The organism is Staphylococcus sp. GDY8P120P, assembly GCF_017892065.1.
In the GTDB taxonomy this organism is placed as follows: domain Bacteria; phylum Bacillota; class Bacilli; order Staphylococcales; family Staphylococcaceae; genus Staphylococcus; species Staphylococcus nepalensis.
Genome location: NZ_JAESKI010000052.1, coordinates 1 through 637, shown reverse-complemented (window position 1 = coordinate 637; position 637 = coordinate 1). Strand labels below are relative to the sequence as shown.

The window sequence follows — 637 nt, the reverse complement described above, 5'->3', positions numbered from 1 at the left end:
AAGAATATAAAAGGTTCGCAGAGTTTTGTGCTGCATGTATTAAATATAAATATATCGGCATTTGTTACGGTCTACCCGGTGTCGGAAAAACATTGTCTTCCAGATATTTTGCCAATTGGGACGCTATCGAAAAAGAAATAGATTATACAAATATAAAGGAATTACAATCAGAAAATCTCGACGACAGTATACTCGAATCCAGAACCATTTTCTATACTGCGCCCCCTATAAGAGCGACAAAAATGACTGAAGACATTCATTCCATTGGCTTTAGAATAAATATGGTGAAAAGCATATACAGAGCAAAGAACACTGAAGAAGAGAAATATACGACAGATTCATTTGAAGATATTGACCTCGTTATTGTAGATGAAATCGATCGATTAAAAATTCAAAGTTTAGAACAACTCAGGGATATATACGATAGAAATGATATCGCAATGATATTAATTGGAATGCCTGGAATCGAAAAACGGTTGGCACGGTACCCCCAGCTTTATTCAAGAATTGGGTTTGCACATGAATTTGATAAACTCAGTAAAGATGAAACGCATCATATTTTGGAGTATAAGTGGGATGAGTTAGGTATTTCTATAAAGCTTGAAGACTTTTCTGATTACGAAGCAATCACCAGCAT

1 protein-coding gene is annotated in these 637 nt (G+C 35.0%); it reads left to right on the top strand.

All coding sequences use genetic code 11. From position 1 onward, the window contains the following. Positions 1-637: AAA family ATPase (locus KA900_RS14585; RefSeq protein WP_245339224.1), on the top strand; the 637-nt coding region annotated here is incomplete at both ends.